Raw genomic sequence first — 19,800 nt, forward strand, 5'->3', positions numbered from 1 at the left:
TTTCCGAAGTATCTAACAGTGAAGTTATTTCCGAGACTTCAGCATCAGAAACACCGAAGAGTGAAGTAGATTCAAGTACTCCAGTTTCCGAAGCATCAAACAGTGAAGTGATATCTGAGACTTCAGTATCAGAAACACCAAAGAGTGAAGCAGATTCAAGTACTCCAGTCTCCGAAGCATCTAATAGTGAAGTAGTTTCCGAAACGCCAAAGAGTGAAGCCAGCTCGACTGCTCCAGCCTCTGAGTCACCAAAGAGTGAGGAAACACCAGTAGCTTCATCTACCAGTCAGGTTGACGTAGTAATTACTTCTGACAGCCCAGAGAAATCTCCAACTTCAGAAAGTACACAAAAAGATCCGATAAGCGAGGTTTCTTCAGAAGTTATTGAAAAAGGTTCAACAAGTCAGGTTGACGTCAAAGTTTCCGAAGCACCAACAACAGCAAGTACATCTGAAGTTGTCAGCATTTCGCCAAATAGTCAGATCGCTTATAACAACGACCTAAAAACCCCTGTAACAAGCAGTCAGTTTGCCTCAGAAGCTATTCGCTTTAATTCTCTGTTGAATGAGAAATCTGTGGATGTGATTGCAAGTAAAGTCATGGCGGTTATGGCATCTGAAACATTAGCCTCAGAAGCGGCATCACTTACAAGCTCTGAAGGTGTAGCCAAAGAGATTAGCAATGATTTGTTAGAATGGGCGGAGAGCAAGAAGGATGAGACACCTAAGAATGTCGCCCGTATTGATAAAACAACTGAGGCAAATCAGGTTGCTAAGGGTTCTGAAAGTCAAGCTAGCACCTCAAAAGAAAAAGGTAAGTCTAATACTACAACGGTCTTCCTTCTTGTCGGAGTTGCTGCGGCACTAAGTATATCTACAGTTTATCTTACAAAACAAGGTAAAAAAGCAGGTAAATAATAGGTAAGAAGCATCCAATAAAATGGATGTTTCTTGTTTTTTTAAGCAAGTTCTAAGATGGCTAATATCATTATTCTTTATTTTTAATCATCCACTTTGATTTGGTCCTGTATAATTAAAGTGATAAAAAATTAAGGAGTTAAGATAATGAAAGAAAAAAGAAATAGTAGGATTCGTTTATTTGCTCTTCTTGTTTTAGTATTTACTTTAGGTTTCGGATTTTCAGTAGATACTAGCAAACAATCGTTGACTGTAAGCTCTCCAGTAGCTCAAGCGGATGAGAACAATGGTATATTAGCTTTTAATGGTCAAAAGCAGTTTGTCATGGAGGAAAAGGACCAGTTAGGACGTGCCCACAGTGCTCATATACAGTTACAAGATAAGGACGAGCCAAAGAATAAACGCCCCGGTAAAATAAAATATGATCCTGTAGGATGGCATAACTATAAGTTTTATTATGGTGATGGTAAATCAAAATCTTGGTTAATGAATCGAGGACATTTGATTGGCTATCAGTTTTCTGGTGTCAATGACGAGGGCAAGAATTTAGTACCTATGACTGCCTGGTTGAACTCTGGAAATTATAAAGGAACCGACGAAGGTAATCAGTCAGGCATGCTTTATTACGAGAATCGCTTGGATAACTGGCTGGCACTCCACCCTAACTATTGGTTAGATTATAAGGTAACAGCTATCTACAGTGGAGACGAGTTGTTGCCTCGTCAAGTGGAACTTCAGTATGTCGGTATTGATAGTTCTGGAAATCTCTTAGAAATTAAACTTGGTGGAGATAAGGAGACTCTTGACAGTCAGGGAGTTACGCATGTTATCTTGGATAACCAATCACCAAATGCAGAAATCAATTATGCAGATGGGACAGCGACAAATACGGTTACTGAATTTACTGAAGCACCATCTGAGCCTAGTTCTGAGAGTTCACAGGTGACTGAACAACCGAGTTCTGAGCTAGAGCCTGTGCAACCTACACAAGAAGAAAGTAGAACAGTTTATGTGGCGCGTCATGGAACAGCAGATGTTTATTGGTATGACATCAACAGTATGCCTAGCAATACCAACAAAGCAAATGTCGTTACTATGACAGAAGCAGATGCCCTAGCCCAAGGTAAACGACACACGTCTAAAGAGTAGTACAAAAGCTGGACATCTTGTCCAGTTTTTTTGTAAAACGGCTCACATTTTACCACTTTTATCTGAAAATTTGATATACTGAGACTATCAAAATACTTGTAAGAGAAGTCGTACCGACTCTTTTTAAGTATAAGAAAGGAAACTAAATATGATTTGGATTATTATTGCCATTATTGTTGTTCTTGTGATTTTTGTTATTACAAGTTATAACGGCTTGGTTAAAAGCCGTATGCAAACCAAGGAGGCTTGGAGTCAAATTGATGTTCAATTGAAACGTCGTAATGATCTCCTTCCTAACTTGATTGAAACAGTTAAAGGTTACGCTAAATATGAAGGTTCAACGCTTGAAAAAGTAGCAGAACTTCGTAATCAAGTAGCAGCTGCGACTTCTCCTGCAGCAGCTATGCGTGCCAGTGATGAATTGACTCGTCAGGTTTCTGGAATCTTTGCCGTAGCTGAAAGTTACCCTGATCTTAAGGCTAGTGCCAACTTCAGCCAGCTTCAAGAAGAGTTGACGAACACTGAAAATAAAATTGCCTATTCGCGCCAACTCTATAACAGTGTGACAAGTAACTACAATGTGAAATTGGAAACTTTCCCAAGCAATGTTATTGCTAAAATGTTTAGCTTTAAGGCTGCTGAATTCCTTGAAACACCAGAAGAAGAAAAAGCTGTTCCTAAGGTTGATTTCAGTGGACTAGGTAACTAATATGTTATTTGATCAGATTGCTCGAAATAAGAGAAAGACTTGGCTTTTGCTCCTGGTCTTTTTCCTCTTGTTGGGTCTTGTTGGTTACGGTGTCGGCTATCTTTGGTTAGGTTCAGGCTTCGGTGGTCTGATTCTTGCTCTAGTTATCGGTTTTATCTATGCTGTTACCATGATTTTCCAATCAACCAATGTCGTTATGGCTATGAATGGTGCACGAGAGGTTGATGAACAAACCGCTCCGAACCTTTATCATGTGGTCGAGGACATGGCTATGGTGGCTCAAATCCCAATGCCACGTGTCTTTATTGTCAATGATCCTTCAATGAATGCTTTTGCAACGGGATCTAGCCCTAAAAATGCTGCTGTAGCTGCTACAACAGGTCTTCTTGCGGTTATGAATCGTGAGGAACTTGAAGGAGTTATTGGACATGAAGTGAGTCATATTCGCAACTACGATATCCGAATCTCTACCATAGCAGTTGCCTTAGCATCTGCCATTACCATGCTAGCTGGGATGGCTCGTAATATGATGTTCTGGGGTGGAGGCCGTCGTAGAAATGATGATGACCGTAATGGAAGCAGCGGTTTGGAAATTATTCTTCTCATTATTTCCTTGATTGCCATTATTCTTGCGCCTTTGGCAGCTACCTTGGTTCAGTTGGCTATTTCACGCCAGCGTGAATTTTTAGCTGATGCTTCTAGCGTCGAATTGACACGTAACCCACAAGGTATGATTAATGCTCTGCTTAAACTTGATAATAGTGCGCCAATGCAACATCATGTGGATGATGCTAGCGCAGCCCTCTTTATCAATGACCCTAAAAAAGAATCTGGTTTGCAGAAGCTCTTTTATACCCACCCCCCAATTTCAGAACGGGTGGAACGCTTGAAACAAATGTAAAAAAAGTGAGGCTGATGACACTTCTAAGTGTGTTCATCAGCCTCGCTTTTTTAGTTTGATTCAATATAAAGGTTGCTAGCAACAGTTTCTGGAATTTGAATTTCTTTTCCATCAATATTCAGGCGGTATAGTAGTGTAAAAGGGTCAAAGCCTTCAAAGGTAAAAGGTGTTCCAATTTTAAGACCGACAGTCTTCAAATAATGGAGTAGATCAATTTGATCTTGAACTCGACGAAGGACATAGTCTCCAGGAGCAAGGTCTTGTGTAAAAGTCTGGTTGTAGATTTCCTCTATGAGCTGACCTGATTTAGGAATCTGCCCACCGTGTGGACAGGTTTTGGGGTAATTGAGTAGGCGGTCAAGGGCATTGATAAAGTGATCAGAGACAGTATGCTCTAAAATTTCTGCCTCTTGATGAATTTGATCACAAGTGTATTGCAAGTGGTCCACCAAAAAGGCTTCGATGAGGCGATGTTTCCGATAGAGTTCAGCAACGTTGATTGTACCTGTTTCCGTTAGGAGGTAGCCCTTGGCTTTATCTTTGATGATAAGGCCTTCTGAAATCAATTTCTTAATCATTTCTGTCACAGCAGGTGGAGACACCTGCATGCGGTTCGCAATTTCCTTATTACTAATTTTGCCTTCTTCAGTACCAATCTCATAGATACATTTGAGGTAGTCTTCTTTATTAGGTGTCATTTCTCTTCCTTTGAAAATAGTCTCATCTTAGTATAACAGATTTATCAGAAGAATACAGAACATATCTTAGATAAGATTTTTACTGATTCAAGCCTTGGGTGATTTTATCCAGATTATATTTCATCATGTTGTAGTAGCTGTCACCGTTTTGCCCTTTTTCAGCAATAGAATCTGTAAAGATCTTTGCATAGATAGGAATATTGGTATCCTTAGATACTGTTTTCATAGGGCGTTCATCGACACTAGATTCGACAAAGAGAGCTGGTACCTTTGTTTGACGTAGTTTTTCCACGAGTGTTTTGATTTGGTCTGGTGTGCCTTCTTCTTCTGTATTGATTTCCCAGATGTAGGCAGATGGTACGCCATAGGCTTTTGAGAAGTATTTGAAGCATCCTTCACTAGTGACAATCAGTTTTTTCTCATCGGGAATCTTGTTAAATGTTTCTTTAGCTTCTTGGTCCAGTTTACTAAGTTTGTCAGTATAGGATTTTAGATTCTTTTCGTAGTAGGTCTTGTTTTTAGGGTCCTTAGCAATCAGTTGCTTGGCAATATTTTGAGCATAAATAATCCCATTTTCCAGATTAAGCCAAGCGTGGGGATCCTCTTTACCTTTTTCTGACTGACCTTCAAGATAAATCACCTCAACACCATCACTAACTGCAAAATAATCTTTATTTTCTGTCTTATGAGCATTCTTGACTAACTTAGTAAACCAAGCATTTCCACCAGTTTCTAAATTGATACCGTTGTAAAAAATCAAGTCAGCTTGCGATGTCTTCTTTACATCATCAGGAAGGGGTTCGTATTCGTGAGGATCCTTACCAACGGGGACAATACTGTGGAGAGTGATTTTATCTCCGGCAATATTTTTGGTGATATCAGCAATAATGGAATTGGTCGTAACGACTCGTAATTTATCCTTGTTACTGCCTTGTTTATTGGTACAAGCTGTTAGAGTAACTACCGCTAAAAGTAGTAGTACTATTGTTGATAGTATTTTTTTCATATTATTTTCATCCTATTTTTTATTGTTTAGAAGTTTTATTCATGCCACTTTGTTTTGGGGCGATGAAAAAGCTGATGAGAAAGAGTAGAGCAGACGTTAATACAATGCTCGAACCAGCTGCAATATTAAAACTATAGCCGATAAAAAGACCTAGAACAGATGCCAGAGCCCCCAATCCTGATGAGAGAAGAATCATTGTTTTTAGGCTATGAACATAAAGGTAGGCAGTGGCAGCCGGTGTAATTAAAAGTGCCACAATAAGAATAGTGCCAACACTCTGCATGGCAGTTACAGAAACCAAAGTTAGAATAACCATAAGTAAGTAGTGGTAGAAGGTGACCTTAACTCCCATAGACTTGGCCAAAATTGGATCAAAGGATGTTAGGAGTAGAGGGCGAAAGAAGATTGTAATAGTTGCTAGTACGAGAAGTGAAACGATAATCGTTATCCACATATCCATGTCTTGTACAGCTAGAATATTCCCGAAGAGAATATGAAAGAGATCTGTGGAACTATTAGCAACACCGATGAGAATAATACCGAGAGCTAGAAAGCTCGAAAAGGTAATCCCAATTGCCGTGTCACTCTTAATAATGGAATTGCTTTTGATATAGGTAATCATTGTAGAAGCTAAAAGTCCAAAGATGATGGCTCCTATGAAAAAGTTAATACCCAAGATAAAGGAAGTAGCTACGCCGGGTAAAACCGCATGTGAAATCGCATCACCCATAAGCGACATGCCTCTTAGAATAATAAAACAACCAACAGCCCCTCCGACAATTCCAATAACTAAAGCCGTTATAAGAGCATTTTGTAAGTAGTGGAAATTTAGCAAACCATCAATAAATTCAGAAATCATTTACATCTCCTTTATAAAATAAACTGTTACCGTAGGTTTTACGGAGATTATCCTCATTAAAAACAAGATTAGTAGGCCCACTAGCAATCAGTTTACGATTTAGGAGGATAACTTGGTCAAAATAATGAGGAACTTTGCTCAAATCATGGTGGACAATAAGAATAAGCTTACCTTTGTCCCTAAGTTCTCTCAAGGTGTTCATGATAATATCTTCGCTAACAGAGTCAATCCCTACAAAGGGTTCATCTAATAAAATAATATCAGCCTCTTGTACAAGACAACGAGCGATTAGAACACGTTGAAATTGCCCTCCTGATAATTGGCTTATTTGTCGATGGGCCAAATCATTTAGACCAAGTAGTGTTAAAGCATCTGTGACCTTAGACCAATCACTCTTAGATAGACGTTTAAAGAACTTGGTTTTGGGATAGAGTCCTAGAGAGATGCACTCTCTGACAGTAATCGGAAAGTTAAAATCAATATCAGCCTTCTGTGCAACATAGGAAATACGATTCAATTGCTGACGAATAGGTTGTTTATTGAAAAGGATTTTTCCAGAGTGAGGAATAATACCAATTAATGCTTTAATTAGAGTTGATTTACCAGCACCATTTGGTCCAATAATCCCAGTAATACTAGGTCCCTCCAAGTTTAAGGTGATATTATCCAGAGCCAATGTCTGTTGGTAAGACACATTAATATTTTCAATTTGAATCATTAGCTACCTCCTTGAGTTTAATATACTTTAAAATAAAAAATAAGTCAAGTTAACTTTTATAATTAATCAAACTTAATTATTTACTGTTGTCAAGATGACAGAGGATAGTGAATGAGAGTACATTTTTATATCAAATATTTAGCCTAATCAAACTGTTTGACATTTGGGAGAGGCAACAAGGAATATTACTTTCTTCAATTTGTACAATCTTACTCTGTATTTCAAGAAATCTTTAGTTTTTATTTTTAAAAACTAGTCATATTTCCTTATTTCTGGCATAATAGATGTATGAAACTAACGATTCAACGAATGGCTCGAATAGCCATTTTGTCAGCTCTGGCAGTAGGATTGCGGTCGGCATTTATAGGATTGCCAAATATTCAGCCTATTACAGCTATGTTTTTTGTGGCTGTTCTTTACTTGGGTTTGGTAGATGGTCTCTTGATTATGGCTTTAACCATGTCCATCTCAGGATTCATCTTTGGTTTTGGTCCTTGGGTCTTTAATCAGATTCTTGCCTTCGGCGTCTTGATGGCTCTTTGGAGTTTGATTGCACCTAGGTTGTCACTTGTTTGGCAGATTGCTTTGGTAACTCTCTTGTCCTTTCTCTATGGGGTTCTCATGGATTATAGCTATGGCCTCCTATTTAGAAGTGGGATTACCTTTGTTATTTCTGGTCTGCTTTACGACACCTATCATGCAGTATCGACGCTTCTATTCTATCCATTCATCCAGTCTATTTTTAGGAGGTTTTTGAAATGAAAAAATTATTGACATATATTTTTCTTGCTTTATCACTTGTTACTCTAGCAGCCTGTGGAAAAAATGAGGCAGCTAAACTTACTAGCAGCACAAATAATCATCAGTCTAAGGTTCAAGGTCAAGTGACTTTGATTTTGAAAACAGATAAGGAAAGTAAGAAAAAATCAGTAGAAATCCAAAAAGGTGATACAGTGCTTGATGTATTGGAAGAGGTATATCCTGTTCAAGAAAACGATGGCTTCATCACTGAGATTGATGGTATTTCTCAAGATAAAGATAAGGGGATCTATTGGATGTTTGATGTCAATGGTAAACTAGGTGAAAAAGCAGCCAACCAACTTAAGGTTGAAGATGGCGATGAAATCAAATTCTATCAAGAAAAGTATAATTAAGATTCTGAACTCTGTTTCAGAGTCTTTTTTAATAAAGTTCGGAAATAGCCTTGAAAATTTATTTGAAAAAGTCGGAAAATTGCAAAATAACTGACGATTTAAAGGAAAATAGTTTACTTTTGTTTTAAAAGTGATATGATAAGAGGGTACTACATAAAGTAAGGAGAATAAGGTTTGGCTTTTAATAAATTGGAAAGCAGTAACAACCAGGAAATCATCTCTGAAGAAGTTGGTATCTTGAAAGAATTGTTGGATGATGCAACACGAGGCATGGCTGGAGAGCAAGGTCTCACAACTATCCAACATTTGGTTGAACTTTATGATGAAGGTGACTATGTGGCCCTTACACAAGCCATTTCAGAAATGACAAATGACGATATGGTCGTTGCATCACGTTATTTCTCTTTGTTACCTCTTTTGATTAATATCTCTGAAGACGTGGATTTGGCTTATGAAGTCAACCACAAGAACAATATTGATGAATCTTATCTAGGTAAGTTGTCTGAAACCTTTGATGTTGTCGCTGAAAGTGAAAATGCACGTGACATTCTTGAACATGTCAATGTCGTGCCAGTATTGACAGCCCACCCAACTCAGGTTCAACGTAAAACCATGCTTGAATTGACTAACCACATTCACGAACTTCTCCGTAAGCATCGTGATGTTAAGGCTGGTCTTATCAACAAGGATAAATGGTATGCGGATTTGCGTCGTTATGTAGAAATTATGATGCAAACAGATATCATTCGTGAGAAAAAACTTAAGGTTAAAAACGAAATCACTAACGTTATGGAGTATTATAACTCCTCATTGATTAAGGCGATTACGAACTTATCGCATGAATTCAAACGTTTAGCGGTTGAAAAAGGTATCAAACTTGACAATCCAACACCTATTACTATGGGGATGTGGATTGGTGGTGACCGTGACGGGAACCCATTTGTAACAGCAGAAACTCTTAAACTTTCTGCAACAGTACAAAGTGAAGTTATCCTCAATTACTATATCGAAAAAGTTGATAATCTTTACCGTTCATTCTCCCTCTCATCACGCTTGACTGAGGTTTCAGATACAGTAGCAGAGATGGCGAAACATTCTCCGGATACATCTGTTTATCGTGAAAATGAACCTTACCGTCGTGCTTTCAGTTACATCCAGTCTAAGTTGATTCAGACACTTCTTTTCTTTAAAGAAGGAAACTTTAGCAAGGAAAGAGTTGCCAAACGTCTTTCTGAAAATGTTCGTCTAGGCTCAGCTTCAACGGGTGAAGTAGTAGCTGATTACGTGCAACAACGTCTCAGCCAAAGTCTTCAAGCTGTCTCACAACAAACGACTGAATTTTATGAAACAGCTGAGGATTTCCATGATGATCTTTTGGCAATCAAAAATTCACTTCTTGAAAACGACGATGCTGTCTTAATTTCAGGTGATTTTGAAGAGCTTCTCCAAGCTGTAGAAGTCTTTGGTTTCTATCTTGCTACAATCGATATGCGTCAGGATTCAAGCGTTCATGAAACTTGTGTGGCAGAATTGCTTAAGTCTGCTAATATTGTTGATAACTATAGTGAATTGACTGAGGTTGAAAAGGTTGCGGTTCTTCTCAAAGAATTGCAAGAAGATCCTCGTACTTTGTCATCAACTAATGTGCCTAAGTCAGAAATTCTTGAAAAAGAATTGGCAATCTTCCGTACAGCTCGTCTCTTGAAAGACTATATTGGTGAAGATGTCATCAAACAACATATTATCTCTCACACTGAGAGCGTTTCTGATATGTTTGAGTTGGCTATCCTTCTTAAAGAAGTTGGCTTGGTTGATACAGAACGTGCGCGTGTCCAAATCGTTCCACTTTTTGAAACTATCGAAGACTTGGAAAACTCTAATGATATCATGAAACAATACCTTGGTTATGATATCGTTAAACGTTGGATTAAGAATAGCAATAACTACCAAGAAATCATGTTGGGTTACTCAGACTCTAACAAAGATGGTGGTTACTTGTCATCTGGTTGGACCCTCTACAAGGCTCAAAATGAATTGACTAAGATTGGGGAAGAGCGTGGTATTAAGATTACCTTCTTCCATGGTCGTGGTGGTACTGTTGGTCGTGGTGGTGGCCCATCATATGATGCCATTACTTCTCAACCATTTGGTACAATCAAAGACCGTATCCGCTTGACTGAACAAGGTGAGGTTATCGGTAATAAATATGGCAACAAGGATGCTGCTTACTACAATCTTGAAATGCTTGTTTCAGCTGCTCTTGACCGTATGGTGACACGTCAAATTGCCGATCCAGAAGAATTGGTTGATTTCCGTGAGGTTATGGACGGAATTGTTCACGATTCAAATGTTATTTATCGTGACCTTGTCTTTGGAAATGAACATTTCTACGATTACTTCTTTGAAGCTAGTCCTATCAAAGAAGTGTCAAGTTTGAATATTGGTTCTCGTCCAGCTGCTCGTAAGACTATTACTGAAATTTCTGGTCTTCGTGCGATTCCTTGGGTATTCTCATGGTCACAAAACCGTATCATGTTCCCAGGTTGGTATGGTGTGGGTTCTGCCTTTAATCGCTTTATCCAAGCTGAAGAAGGCAACCTCGAGAAACTTCAACATATGTTTGAAACATGGCCATTCTTCCGTTCACTTTTGTCAAACGTAGACATGGTGCTTTCAAAATCAGATATGAATATCGCCTTCCACTATGCACAATTGGCAGAAAGTGAAGAAGTTCGTAGTGTCTTCAATATTATTTTGGATGAGTGGCAGTTGACTAAAGATGTCATTCTTGCGATTGAAAAACATGATGGCTTCCTAGATGAGAGTCCGTCACTTAAAGCAAGTTTGGACTTCCGTTTGCCATACTTCAATGTCTTGAACTACATCCAAATTGAATTGATTAAACGTCTTCGTAACAATGATTTGACCGATGACGAAATTAGCCTTATTCACATTACCATCAATGGTATTGCAACAGGTCTTCGTAACTCTGGTTAATCAAGTAAAGTTCATCACTTTAGTGGTGGGCTTTTTGTTATGGGAAAATTTCTGTTATAATAGGACCATGATTGCTATGGAAACGATTGAAAAGCTGTCCAAAGAAAAGCTTCCCATGATAACTGTCTTGGCTGGTGAGGATTTAGGGCAGTATAGTCAAGCTAAAGAAAAATTTTTAAAACAAATTGGTTTCGATCCCAGTGACTTGACCTATTCTTATTTTGATATGTCAGAGACTGATTATCAAGATGCTGAGCTCGATTTAGAAAGTATGCCTTTTTTTGCAGATGAGAAGGTGGTCATTTTTGATCATTTCGCAGATATGACTACTGCTAAAAAGTCGTATCTGGATGAGAAAGAGTTGAAGCGTCTTGAAAATTATCTTGAGTCTCCTGTTGAAACAACTCGTCTTGTCTTAATGTCTGCAGGAAAGCTAGATGGAAAGCGTCGTTTAGTCAAACTTCTCAAACGTGATGCCATGGTGCTTGAAGCTAGTCCTTTAAAAGATGCAGAACTTAGAACCTATTTTCAAAAGCAGGCGCATCAAGAGGGGCTTACTTTTGATACAGGAGTTTTTGAGGAACTTTTGATCAAGTCGAATTTTGATTTTTCAGATGTTCAAAAAAACTTAGCTTTTCTAAAGGGATATAAAACTGAAGGGAATATCTCATCACAGGACATTGCGGAGGCCATTCCGAAAAGTTTGCAAGATAACATTTTTGATATGACGCAACTTCTTATACGAGGACAGATTCAGAGCGTTCGTGAATTGGTTCATGATTTACGGCTGCAGGGTGAAGATGAGATTAAGTTGATTGCTGTTATGTTGGGACAGTTTCGTACCTATTTACAGGTTAAACTTTTATCTGCTCAAGGTAAAAGTGAGCAGCAAATTGTTTCAAGTCTCTCAGATTATCTAGGGCGTAAAGTTAATCAGTTTCAGGTTCGTTTTGCACTGAGAGATAGCCGTCCCTTATCAGTAGCATTCTTAAAGATGACGATTAAGATTTTAGTAGAGACAGATTACCAGATAAAAACAGGAACTTTAGATAAAGACTACTTGTTTGATTTAGCACTTTTAAAAATTCTATCAAACCGCTAGAGATTTAGAGTTTTCTATGATTTTGTAAGCAAAATTTTTGAAAGCTCTACCACTTTGCGGTAAAATGAATAAAAAATGAAAAGAGGACCTTTACTATGGCAATTATTCTTCCAGACCTTCCTTACGCATATGATGCTTTGGAACCATACATTGATGCTGAAACAATGACTCTTCACCACGATAAACACCATGCAACTTATGTAGCAAATGCTAATGCTGCTCTTGAAAAACACCCAGAAATTGGTGAAGACCTTGAAGCACTTTTGGCTGACGTGGAACAAATTCCAGCAGATATCCGTCAAGCACTTATTAACAATGGTGGTGGACACCTTAACCACGCACTTTTCTGGGAACTCTTGTCTCCTGAAAAACAAGAACCAACTGCAGAAGTAGCAGCTGCTATTAACGAAGCTTTCGGCTCATTTGAAGCCTTCCAAGAAGCTTTCACAGCAGCAGCAACAACTCGTTTTGGTTCAGGTTGGGCATGGCTTGTTGTTAACGATGAAGGTAAACTTGAAGTTGTTTCAACTGCTAACCAAGACACTCCTATCTCAGACGGTAAGAAACCAATCTTGGCGCTTGATGTTTGGGAGCATGCTTACTACCTAAACTACCGTAACGTACGTCCAAACTACATCAAAGCTTTCTTTGAAATCATTAACTGGAATAAAGTTGCTGAGCTTTATGCAGCAGCTAAATAAGTTTAAAATTATCCTCAATAAAAGAGGATAATTTTTTTGTAATATGATTGTAAAATCTCCTTGCTTTTTAGTGAATTATAGCTTAAACTATTATTGTTATGAAAAAAAAGAAAAAACATTCAAGCAAGAAGTACAGTGGAAGTCGCCGAAAAACTAAAGATAAAAAGAAAGATTCGGTAAAACAAGACCTTCAACAAGACGTCAAGAAAGACACTAAAGATACTAAAAAAGATGTCAAAAAAGGCGCTAAAAAGGCCAACAAAAAAGAAGCGAAAAAAGATACAAAAAAGGTTTCTAAAAAATCAGCAGACAAAAAAGTAGCTGAAGAAACAGTAGTACCAGTTGAGCACAAGGAAAAAGAAACAAAAACTGAAACCTTGGCACTTAGAAGTAGACGCTCTAAGAAATCTAAATCAAAATCATCTCGTGATGATAAAAAAGCATATCTTATCTTAGCCTTCCTAGGTGTTCTGGTAATACTTTTGTTTGTTGCCATGCTTGCTTTAGCAGGACGTGGTAAACAAGCTGGTCACACCGGTAGCCTTGGAAATATCTTCGGCTCTAGTTCTAAAGTCACTAAAAAAGAAGACAAAGAAAAAGAGGAAAAGGTAACTCCAACTAATAAATCAGCCGAAGCTAAACAAGCAGTCATGGAAGCAGATGCAGATACCATGTATGGTAATGGATTGTATTATGATTATGCTAACATGACATTGAACCAAGTGGTTGAAGCTTTTATGGCTGACCAAGGTATCGAGTCTAGCCAAATTGCCTTTTCATATAAAAATACCAAGACAAATGAGCAATTCTCTATGAATGATACTCAGCCAATGACTGCAGGATCAACTTATAAATTGCCACTAAACATGCTTGTCATGGATGAAGTTAATAAAGGTAAACTTTCTTTAACTGAACGTTTTGATATTACTAATACTGAGTATGAGTATCAAGGCGAACATGATAATTATGTTGCTGCTTTCGGCGGTTCAATGACTATTCCAGAAATGCAAGAGTATTCTCTTGTTTACTCTGAGAATACTCCAGCCTATGCTTTGGCGGAACGCCTTGGTGGTATGGAAAAATTCTATGGTATGCTTGATAAATATGGTAAATCAAAAGGTGAAGTGAAAACTATCCAAATGCATGGTAATAAGACAACGACGGATTATTACATCCAAGTTTTGGATTACCTTTGGAAACACCAAGATAATTACAAGGATATTCTCCACTACATTGGTGAGTCATTCCCTAATGAGTACTACAAGACATATCTTCCTAATCTGACAATTTATCAAAAACCAGGTTATGTCCGTGAAGCACTTAACGTTGATGCTATCGTTATGGAAGATACACCTTATATGGTTGCAATCTATACACGTTATCTTGGTGGATCAACTGAAAATTCAGATGAAATCAGCGGTTGGGGTCTCCAACAATTAGGAATGCTCTCTTATGTTATTAATGAGTGGCACCGTGTTAATATGAACTAATAAAGAAAGCCGAGTTTATCGGCTTTTTTCTATACAATTGAATAAAAGGTAAGAAGTACAATCCCTAGAAAAAGAAATGGGACAAATGCGATACATTCCTTAAGATTTCTTCGTATAAGGAAGTACGCTAGTCCTAATAGGCACGCAAGCTCGATAGTTAGAAGTATTTTTGAAAATGGGAAAATAAGTGAGGCACTTGCTAAGTAGAGAAAATCACCTTCCCCAATATTTAGATGTTTTATAAAAGAAAGGAAAGCGAGGATTATCCCTATGACAAATGTGAGGTAATAGTTGCCCATGAATAGGAGTGGGACTGTTCCAACTATCCAGATCAGAAGTGGATAGGATTTCTGTTTCAAATCAAAAATAGATAAACAAAGGCTGAAGTAAAGAAAGTAGGTTACTTCAAGACTTAAAAAGTCATAGAAATATAGAAGACATATTACCCCACAAAATAGTTCCATAAAGAGGTAACGAAAAGGGATAGGAGACTGACATGAACGGCATCGAGATCTTAAGAAAAGTTGTGAGAGGATAGGAATCATCTCGGAAAAACGCAACTGATGCTTGCAATGGCTACAGTGACTACTAGGAAAAATAATCGAGTTCTCAGGAAAACGATCACAAACTAGTCCGATAAATGAGCCTAAAGAGGCTCCTAGAAAAAAATAAATAATGCTTAACATACCTAATTATTCGAAAAAGAATGAGAAAAAGCATTTCACTTGCATATTATTTAGAAATATTCTAAAATGAAAGTGTAAATAATAGTAATTCTAAATAAGGAGAATTAATATGGTAGATTCAATTAAAGAAACAATCAATGAAACAGTTAACCAACAAGCTGAAACTCCAGCAAATACAAAAACTAAAGCAGTTTTGAATCAAGCAGTTGCTGATTTGTCTGTAGCAGCTTCAATTGTTCACCAAGTTCATTGGTATATGCGTGGTCCTGGTTTCCTCTATCTTCATCCAAAAATGGATGAATTGATGGATAGTTTGAATGCTCATCTTGATGTTATTAGTGAACGTTTGATTACTATCGGTGGGGAACCATACTCAACTTTGGTAGAATTTTCATCTAATTCAGGCTTGACTGAAACTACTGGCACATTTGATAAACCGATGTCTGATCAAATTCAATTATTGGTTGATACATACAAATATTTGTCAGTATTGTTCCAAGTTGGTTTGGATATCACAGATACAGAAGGAGATGCTCCTTCAAATGATATCTTCACTGCAGCTAAATCTGAAATTGATAAGACAATCTGGATGTTGACTGCTGAACTTGGACAAGCACCAGGCTTGAAATAATCAAATTTTGAGTTAAGATGATTGTCAAGAGTTCCTCTAAAAGTGTATAATGAACTTAAAATACTTTTAGAAGAAGGGAGGCGGCGATATGTCTGAGCATCGACGTAGTCTAGGCGTTTATGAAGATGTCCTAAATCAGTTAAAAGCTAAGGGAATTCGGTTGACGGAATCTCGTAAAGCTGTTATTCGTTATTTGATGATGTCTGATCAACACCCTAGTGCAGATGTGATATATTATGACCTTCTCCCTGACAATCCTGGGATGAGCTTGGCGACGGTCTATAACAACCTGAAGGTGTTGGTTGAAGAAGGGATTGTCTCTGAAATTAAGGTTAATAATGATAATACAACCTATTATGATTTTATGGGACATGATCACTTAAATATTGTTTGTGAAAAATGCGGTCACATTACCGACTTAGACCTACCAATTCCGTCTTTCAAGGAAGAGGTAGAATCACAAACTGGCTTTCGCATTACTCGTGAACAGATGATATTACATGGGATTTGCCCAAACTGTCAATAACCTGAGTCTTAATGACTTAGGTTTTTTAAGTCTTGAAGTATACAATAATCTGTAAAGGTTTTCAAAACTATCTTGTCATGGCAGAAGCTTTTTGCTAAAATATTGCTATGAAAACTTTATATGACGTTCAACAGTTGTTGAAACAGTTTGGCATAGTGGTTTACCTAGGGAAAAGGCTCTATGATATCGAAATGATGAAGATTGAATTAGAAGCCCTCTACCAGAATGGTTTAGTGGACAAGGACAACTATCTTACTGCTGAAATGATTTTACGACGTGAACATCGCATTGAAATGGAGAAAGAAAATGGCTAAAAAACTCTTAGGAATTGACCTTGGTGGAACAACTGTTAAGTTTGGTATTTTGACTTCGGAAGGTGAAGTGCAAGAAAAATGGGCTATTGAGACAAATACGCTTGAAAATGGTCGCCACATCGTTCCTAACATTGTAGAATCTTTGAAACACCGTTTGGAAATGTATGGACTTACTGCTGAAGACTTCATTGGAATTGGTATGGGATCTCCAGGTGCAGTTGACCGTGAAAATAAAACAGTAACGGGTGCTTTTAACTTGAACTGGGCAGAAACTCAAGAAGTTGGCTCTGTCATTGAAAAAGAACTTGGTATTCCATTCGCTATTGATAATGATGCAAACGTAGCTGCACTGGGGGAACGTTGGGTTGGTGCTGGTGCTAACAATCCAGATGTTGTCTTTGTAACATTGGGTACAGGTGTTGGTGGCGGTGTTATCGCTGATGGTAATTTAATTCATGGTGTTGCCGGTGCTGGTGGTGAAATTGGTCACATTATTGTTGAACCTGAAACAGGATTTGAATGTACATGCGGAAACAAGGGGTGTTTGGAAACTGTAGCTTCAGCAACAGGTGTTGTACGTTTAGCACGTCATTTGGCAGAAGGATACGAAGGGAACTCTTCTATTAAAGCTGCTGTAGATAATGGTGAGCAAGTGACAAGTAAAGATATCTTCGTAGCTGCTGCTGAAGGTGATAAGTTTGCTAATAGCATTGTTGATAAAGTCTCTCAATACCTCGGACTTGCAACAGCAAACATTTCAAACATTCTTAACCCAGATTCAGTTGTAATCGGTGGTGGTGTTTCAGCAGCTGGTGAATTCTTGCGTAGCCGTGTTGAAGGATACTTTACACGTTATGCATTCCCACAAGTTCGCCGTACAACAAAAGTGAAATTAGCAGAGCTTGGAAATGATGCTGGTATTATTGGAGCTGCTAGCCTTGCACTTACAATTGATAACTAATGACAGAAGGTGTGTCTGACCAATTATAGGTGGACAGCACCTTTTTCTTGTTGAAAAACGTTTACAATCAGCTGAGCTCTGCCATTTTGTTGAAAATGTGGTATACTTTAAAAGTTGAAATAAAAATTAAAGAGGAAAAAATGACTAAACTTAGAGAAGATATCCGTAACGTAGCCATCATTGCCCACGTTGACCACGGTAAAACAACACTTGTTGATGAATTGTTGAAACAATCACACACTCTTGATGAGCGTAAAGAGCTTGATGAGCGTGCAATGGACTCAAACGATCTTGAAAAAGAACGTGGAATTACAATTCTTGCCAAAAATACAGCCGTTGCTTATAACGGTACACGTATCAACATCATGGATACACCAGGTCACGCGGACTTCGGTGGAGAAGTTGAACGTATCATGAAAATGGTTGATGGGGTTGTCCTTGTTGTCGATGCCTACGAAGGTACAATGCCTCAAACACGTTTTGTGCTAAAAAAAGCGCTTGAGCAAAACTTGACACCTATCGTTGTTGTTAACAAGATTGATAAACCATCAGCACGTCCTGAAGAAGTTGTTGATGAAGTTCTTGAACTCTTCATCGAGCTTGGTGCCGATGATGATCAGTTGGAATTCCCAGTTGTGTATGCGTCAGCGATTAACGGTACATCATCATTGTCAGATAACCCTGCTGATCAAGAGCACACTATGGCTCCAATCTTTGACACTATTATTGATCACATCCCAGCTCCTGTAGATAACTCAGATGAGCCTCTTCAATTCCAAGTGTCGCTTCTTGACTACAATGATTTCGTTGGTCGTATCGGTATTGGACGTATCTTCCGTGGAACTGTAAAAGTTGGTGACCAAGTTACCCTTTCAAAACTTGACGGAACAACAAAGAACTTCCGTGTTACTAAACTTTTCGGTTTCTTTGGTTTAGAACGTCGTGAAATTGAAGAAGCAAAAGCCGGTGATTTGATTGCCATCTCAGGTATGGAAGACATCTTCGTTGGTGAAACAATTACACCAACTGATGCTGTTGAACCATTGCCAGTTCTTCGTATTGACGAACCAACACTTCAAATGACTTTCTTGGCGAATAACTCACCATTTGCCGGCCGTGAAGGTAAACACGTGACATCACGTAAGGTTGAAGAGCGTCTTTTGGCAGAGTTGCAAACAGACGTTTCTCTTCGTGTTGATCCAACTGATTCTCCAGATAAATGGACTGTATCAGGTCGTGGTGAATTGCACTTGTCTATCCTTATTGAAACAATGCGTCGCGAAGGATACGAACTTCAAGTGTCTCGTCCAGAAGTTATCATCAAAGAAATTGATGGCGTGAAATGTGAGCCATTTGAACGTGTTCAAATTGATACTCCAGAAGAGTACCAAGGTTCTATCATCCAAGCCCTTTCAGAACGTAAAGGTGACATGCTTGATATGCAAATGGTTGGTAACGGTCAAACTCGCCTTATCTTCCTTGTACCAGCTCGTGGACTTATCGGATTCTCTACGGAATTCTTGTCTATGACACGTGGTTACGGTATCATGAACCATACCTTCGACCAATACTTGCCAGTTGTTGCTGGTGAAATTGGTGGACGTCACCGTGGTGCCCTCGTTTCTATCGATACAGGTAAAGCGACAACTTACTCAATTATGCGTATTGAAGAACGTGGTACAATCTTTGTTAACCCAGGTACTGAAGTTTATGAAGGTATGATTGTTGGTGAAAATGCTCGTGAAAATGACCTTGGTGTCAATATCACTACAGCAAAACAAATGACAAACGTGCGTTCAGCAACTAAGGACCAAACGGCTGTTATCAAGACTCCACGTATCTTGACTCTTGAAGAATCACTTGAATTCTTGGATGATGATGAATACATGGAAGTAACGCCTGAATCTATCCGCTTGCGTAAACAAATTTTGAATAAAGCAGAGCGTGATAAAGCCAATAAACGTAAGAAAAAAGCAGCAGAAGCTGAATAATATATAGAGAGGAGAAAAGATGTTTTATCTGATTGTTGCTGTATTGATTGCATCATTCTATTTCTTTATTGCACCAAAGTCGGTAAAAAACACCATGAATCTTCTCTTTGTCATGGCTACCTTAGCATTGCTCCTACTTTTGGCAGTGCTATCAATCATTAAATTCTTCAGCTTACCTGGTGAGTTCTTTGTTACAGTTGGAATGCTTGTATTGAGCTATTTCACCTTGAAAGATTTTTTCGCCATGTCGGAGCTTAATCATGAAAAAGCTGAGCATGAGGATAAATAAG

21 protein-coding genes are annotated in these 19,800 nt (G+C 38.3%); 16 read left to right on the top strand and 5 right to left on the bottom strand.

Going from position 1 to position 19,800, the window contains the following annotated elements; genetic code table 11:
* The first annotated feature begins 107 nt into the window (after positions 1 to 107).
* The 4 genes from PCY16_RS01635 (at position 108) to htpX (ending at position 3,676) form a co-directional block, all read left to right on the top strand.
* A complete protein-coding gene (locus PCY16_RS01635; RefSeq protein WP_229056638.1) occupies positions 108 to 917 on the top strand; it encodes a hypothetical protein in 810 nt (269 codons plus the stop codon).
* 147 nt (positions 918 to 1,064) lie between these two features.
* A complete protein-coding gene (locus PCY16_RS01640) occupies positions 1,065 to 2,066 on the top strand; it encodes a DNA/RNA non-specific endonuclease (protein WP_060971428.1) in 1,002 nt (333 codons plus the stop codon).
* Between the two features lie 148 nt (positions 2,067 to 2,214).
* Positions 2,215 to 2,775, top strand: coding sequence for a LemA family protein (locus PCY16_RS01645; RefSeq protein WP_002890636.1), 561 nt, complete (start codon positions 2,215 to 2,217; stop codon positions 2,773 to 2,775).
* 1 nt (position 2,776) lies between these two features.
* On the top strand, positions 2,777 to 3,676 hold the full coding sequence (gene htpX, locus PCY16_RS01650) for a zinc metalloprotease HtpX (protein WP_048790736.1): 900 nt from the start codon (positions 2,777 to 2,779) through the stop codon (positions 3,674 to 3,676).
* A gap of 50 nt (positions 3,677 to 3,726) precedes the next feature.
* Here the strand turns inward: htpX and PCY16_RS01655 are convergent, their stop codons facing one another.
* The 4 genes from PCY16_RS01655 to PCY16_RS01670 all read right to left on the bottom strand — a co-directional run bounded on the left by PCY16_RS01655 (position 3,727) and on the right by PCY16_RS01670 (position 6,957).
* Entirely contained in the window at positions 3,727 to 4,374 is a 648-nt protein-coding gene (locus tag PCY16_RS01655; protein ID WP_048790737.1) for a metal-dependent transcriptional regulator, read from the bottom strand.
* A gap of 79 nt (positions 4,375 to 4,453) precedes the next feature.
* Positions 4,454 to 5,380, bottom strand: a complete 927-nt coding sequence (locus PCY16_RS01660; protein WP_048790738.1) for a metal ABC transporter substrate-binding protein — start codon at positions 5,378 to 5,380, stop codon at positions 4,454 to 4,456.
* 19 nt (positions 5,381 to 5,399) lie between these two features.
* Positions 5,400 to 6,239, bottom strand: coding sequence for a metal ABC transporter permease (locus PCY16_RS01665; RefSeq protein WP_021147014.1), 840 nt, complete (start codon positions 6,237 to 6,239; stop codon positions 5,400 to 5,402).
* Positions 6,229 to 6,957 carry a metal ABC transporter ATP-binding protein gene (locus tag PCY16_RS01670; protein ID WP_002890643.1) on the bottom strand — a complete coding sequence of 243 codons (729 nt, stop codon included), beginning with the start codon at positions 6,955 to 6,957 and terminating at the stop codon, positions 6,229 to 6,231. Before PCY16_RS01670 ends, PCY16_RS01665 begins: the two co-directional genes overlap by 11 nt.
* Before the next feature lie 288 nt (positions 6,958 to 7,245).
* Between PCY16_RS01670 and PCY16_RS01675 the strand changes: the two genes are divergently transcribed.
* The 6 genes from PCY16_RS01675 to PCY16_RS01700 all read left to right on the top strand — a co-directional run bounded on the left by PCY16_RS01675 (position 7,246) and on the right by PCY16_RS01700 (position 14,401).
* Positions 7,246 to 7,719 carry a substrate-specific component CbrT of cobalamin ECF transporter gene (locus PCY16_RS01675; protein ID WP_021147012.1) on the top strand — a complete coding sequence of 158 codons (474 nt, stop codon included), beginning with the start codon at positions 7,246 to 7,248 and terminating at the stop codon, positions 7,717 to 7,719.
* Positions 7,716 to 8,111, top strand: a complete 396-nt coding sequence (locus PCY16_RS01680; RefSeq protein WP_048790740.1) for a DUF4430 domain-containing protein — start codon at positions 7,716 to 7,718, stop codon at positions 8,109 to 8,111. Before PCY16_RS01675 ends, PCY16_RS01680 begins: the two co-directional genes overlap by 4 nt.
* Before the next feature lie 174 nt (positions 8,112 to 8,285).
* Positions 8,286 to 11,108: a phosphoenolpyruvate carboxylase gene (ppc, locus tag PCY16_RS01685; protein ID WP_002890650.1), complete on the top strand. Its 2,823-nt coding sequence runs from the start codon at positions 8,286 to 8,288 to the stop codon at positions 11,106 to 11,108.
* A 67-nt stretch (positions 11,109 to 11,175) separates the two neighbouring features.
* Entirely contained in the window at positions 11,176 to 12,210 is a 1,035-nt protein-coding gene (holA, locus tag PCY16_RS01690) for a DNA polymerase III subunit delta (RefSeq protein WP_037597662.1), read from the top strand.
* A gap of 95 nt (positions 12,211 to 12,305) precedes the next feature.
* Positions 12,306 to 12,911, top strand: coding sequence for a superoxide dismutase SodA (gene sodA / locus PCY16_RS01695; RefSeq protein WP_049545964.1), 606 nt, complete (start codon positions 12,306 to 12,308; stop codon positions 12,909 to 12,911).
* A gap of 98 nt (positions 12,912 to 13,009) precedes the next feature.
* Positions 13,010 to 14,401 (top strand): serine hydrolase, encoded by a 1,392-nt coding sequence (locus tag PCY16_RS01700; RefSeq protein WP_082757383.1) that lies wholly within the window; start codon positions 13,010 to 13,012, stop codon positions 14,399 to 14,401.
* Positions 14,402 to 14,430: 29 nt separating this feature from the next.
* On the opposite strand, the gene PCY16_RS01705 is transcribed toward PCY16_RS01700, so the two are convergent.
* Positions 14,431 to 15,087, bottom strand: coding sequence for an A24 family peptidase (locus PCY16_RS01705; protein ID WP_195413659.1), 657 nt, complete (start codon positions 15,085 to 15,087; stop codon positions 14,431 to 14,433).
* 109 nt (positions 15,088 to 15,196) lie between these two features.
* On the opposite strand from PCY16_RS01705, the gene PCY16_RS01710 reads away from it, so the two are divergent.
* From PCY16_RS01710 to PCY16_RS01735, 6 genes are all read left to right on the top strand, one after another.
* Positions 15,197 to 15,718 (top strand): Dps family protein, encoded by a 522-nt coding sequence (locus tag PCY16_RS01710; protein WP_195413660.1) that lies wholly within the window; start codon positions 15,197 to 15,199, stop codon positions 15,716 to 15,718.
* Between the two features lie 88 nt (positions 15,719 to 15,806).
* A complete protein-coding gene (locus PCY16_RS01715) occupies positions 15,807 to 16,244 on the top strand; it encodes a Fur family transcriptional regulator (RefSeq protein WP_002884117.1) in 438 nt (145 codons plus the stop codon).
* A gap of 107 nt (positions 16,245 to 16,351) precedes the next feature.
* The gene (locus PCY16_RS01720) at positions 16,352 to 16,558 is read left to right on the top strand and encodes a YqgQ family protein (RefSeq protein ID WP_002890657.1); all 207 of its coding nucleotides are present in this window, start codon (positions 16,352 to 16,354) and stop codon (positions 16,556 to 16,558) included.
* Positions 16,551 to 17,519, top strand: a complete 969-nt coding sequence (locus tag PCY16_RS01725; protein ID WP_037600464.1) for an ROK family glucokinase — start codon at positions 16,551 to 16,553, stop codon at positions 17,517 to 17,519. Before PCY16_RS01720 ends, PCY16_RS01725 begins: the two co-directional genes overlap by 8 nt.
* Positions 17,520 to 17,659: 140 nt before the next feature.
* The gene (gene typA, locus PCY16_RS01730; RefSeq protein ID WP_002884130.1) at positions 17,660 to 19,510 is read left to right on the top strand and encodes a translational GTPase TypA; all 1,851 of its coding nucleotides are present in this window, start codon (positions 17,660 to 17,662) and stop codon (positions 19,508 to 19,510) included.
* A gap of 19 nt (positions 19,511 to 19,529) precedes the next feature.
* Positions 19,530 to 19,799: a DUF3165 family protein gene (locus PCY16_RS01735; protein ID WP_002890660.1), complete on the top strand. Its 270-nt coding sequence runs from the start codon at positions 19,530 to 19,532 to the stop codon at positions 19,797 to 19,799.
* The last annotated feature ends 1 nt before the right edge of the window (position 19,800 follow it).

It is taken from the genome of Streptococcus sp. SS4, from assembly GCF_030440125.1.
Lineage (GTDB): Bacteria > Bacillota > Bacilli > Lactobacillales > Streptococcaceae > Streptococcus.

Bases quoted from the DNA above. Each gene is read 5' to 3' on its own strand.
- PCY16_RS01640 (WP_060971428.1), top strand. From the start codon at position 1,065: ATGAAAGAAAAAAGAAATAGTAGGATTCGTTTATTTGCTCTTCTTGTT.
- PCY16_RS01645 (WP_002890636.1), top strand. From the start codon at position 2,215: ATGATTTGGATTATTATTGCCATTATTGTTGTTCTTGTGATTTTTGTT.
- htpX (WP_048790736.1), top strand. From the start codon at position 2,777: ATGTTATTTGATCAGATTGCTCGAAATAAGAGAAAGACTTGGCTTTTG.
- PCY16_RS01655 (WP_048790737.1), bottom strand. From the start codon at position 4,374: ATGACACCTAATAAAGAAGACTACCTCAAATGTATCTATGAGATTGGT.
- PCY16_RS01660 (WP_048790738.1), bottom strand. From the start codon at position 5,380: ATGAAAAAAATACTATCAACAATAGTACTACTACTTTTAGCGGTAGTT.
- PCY16_RS01665 (WP_021147014.1), bottom strand. From the start codon at position 6,239: ATGATTTCTGAATTTATTGATGGTTTGCTAAATTTCCACTACTTACAA.
- PCY16_RS01670 (WP_002890643.1), bottom strand. From the start codon at position 6,957: ATGATTCAAATTGAAAATATTAATGTGTCTTACCAACAGACATTGGCT.
- PCY16_RS01675 (WP_021147012.1), top strand. From the start codon at position 7,246: ATGAAACTAACGATTCAACGAATGGCTCGAATAGCCATTTTGTCAGCT.
- PCY16_RS01680 (WP_048790740.1), top strand. From the start codon at position 7,716: ATGAAAAAATTATTGACATATATTTTTCTTGCTTTATCACTTGTTACT.
- holA (WP_037597662.1), top strand. From the start codon at position 11,176: ATGATTGCTATGGAAACGATTGAAAAGCTGTCCAAAGAAAAGCTTCCC.
- sodA (WP_049545964.1), top strand. From the start codon at position 12,306: ATGGCAATTATTCTTCCAGACCTTCCTTACGCATATGATGCTTTGGAA.
- PCY16_RS01700 (WP_082757383.1), top strand. From the start codon at position 13,010: ATGAAAAAAAAGAAAAAACATTCAAGCAAGAAGTACAGTGGAAGTCGC.
- PCY16_RS01705 (WP_195413659.1), bottom strand. From the start codon at position 15,087: ATGTTAAGCATTATTTATTTTTTTCTAGGAGCCTCTTTAGGCTCATTT.
- PCY16_RS01710 (WP_195413660.1), top strand. From the start codon at position 15,197: ATGGTAGATTCAATTAAAGAAACAATCAATGAAACAGTTAACCAACAA.
- PCY16_RS01715 (WP_002884117.1), top strand. From the start codon at position 15,807: ATGTCTGAGCATCGACGTAGTCTAGGCGTTTATGAAGATGTCCTAAAT.
- PCY16_RS01720 (WP_002890657.1), top strand. From the start codon at position 16,352: ATGAAAACTTTATATGACGTTCAACAGTTGTTGAAACAGTTTGGCATA.
- PCY16_RS01725 (WP_037600464.1), top strand. From the start codon at position 16,551: ATGGCTAAAAAACTCTTAGGAATTGACCTTGGTGGAACAACTGTTAAG.
- typA (WP_002884130.1), top strand. From the start codon at position 17,660: ATGACTAAACTTAGAGAAGATATCCGTAACGTAGCCATCATTGCCCAC.
- PCY16_RS01735 (WP_002890660.1), top strand. From the start codon at position 19,530: ATGTTTTATCTGATTGTTGCTGTATTGATTGCATCATTCTATTTCTTT.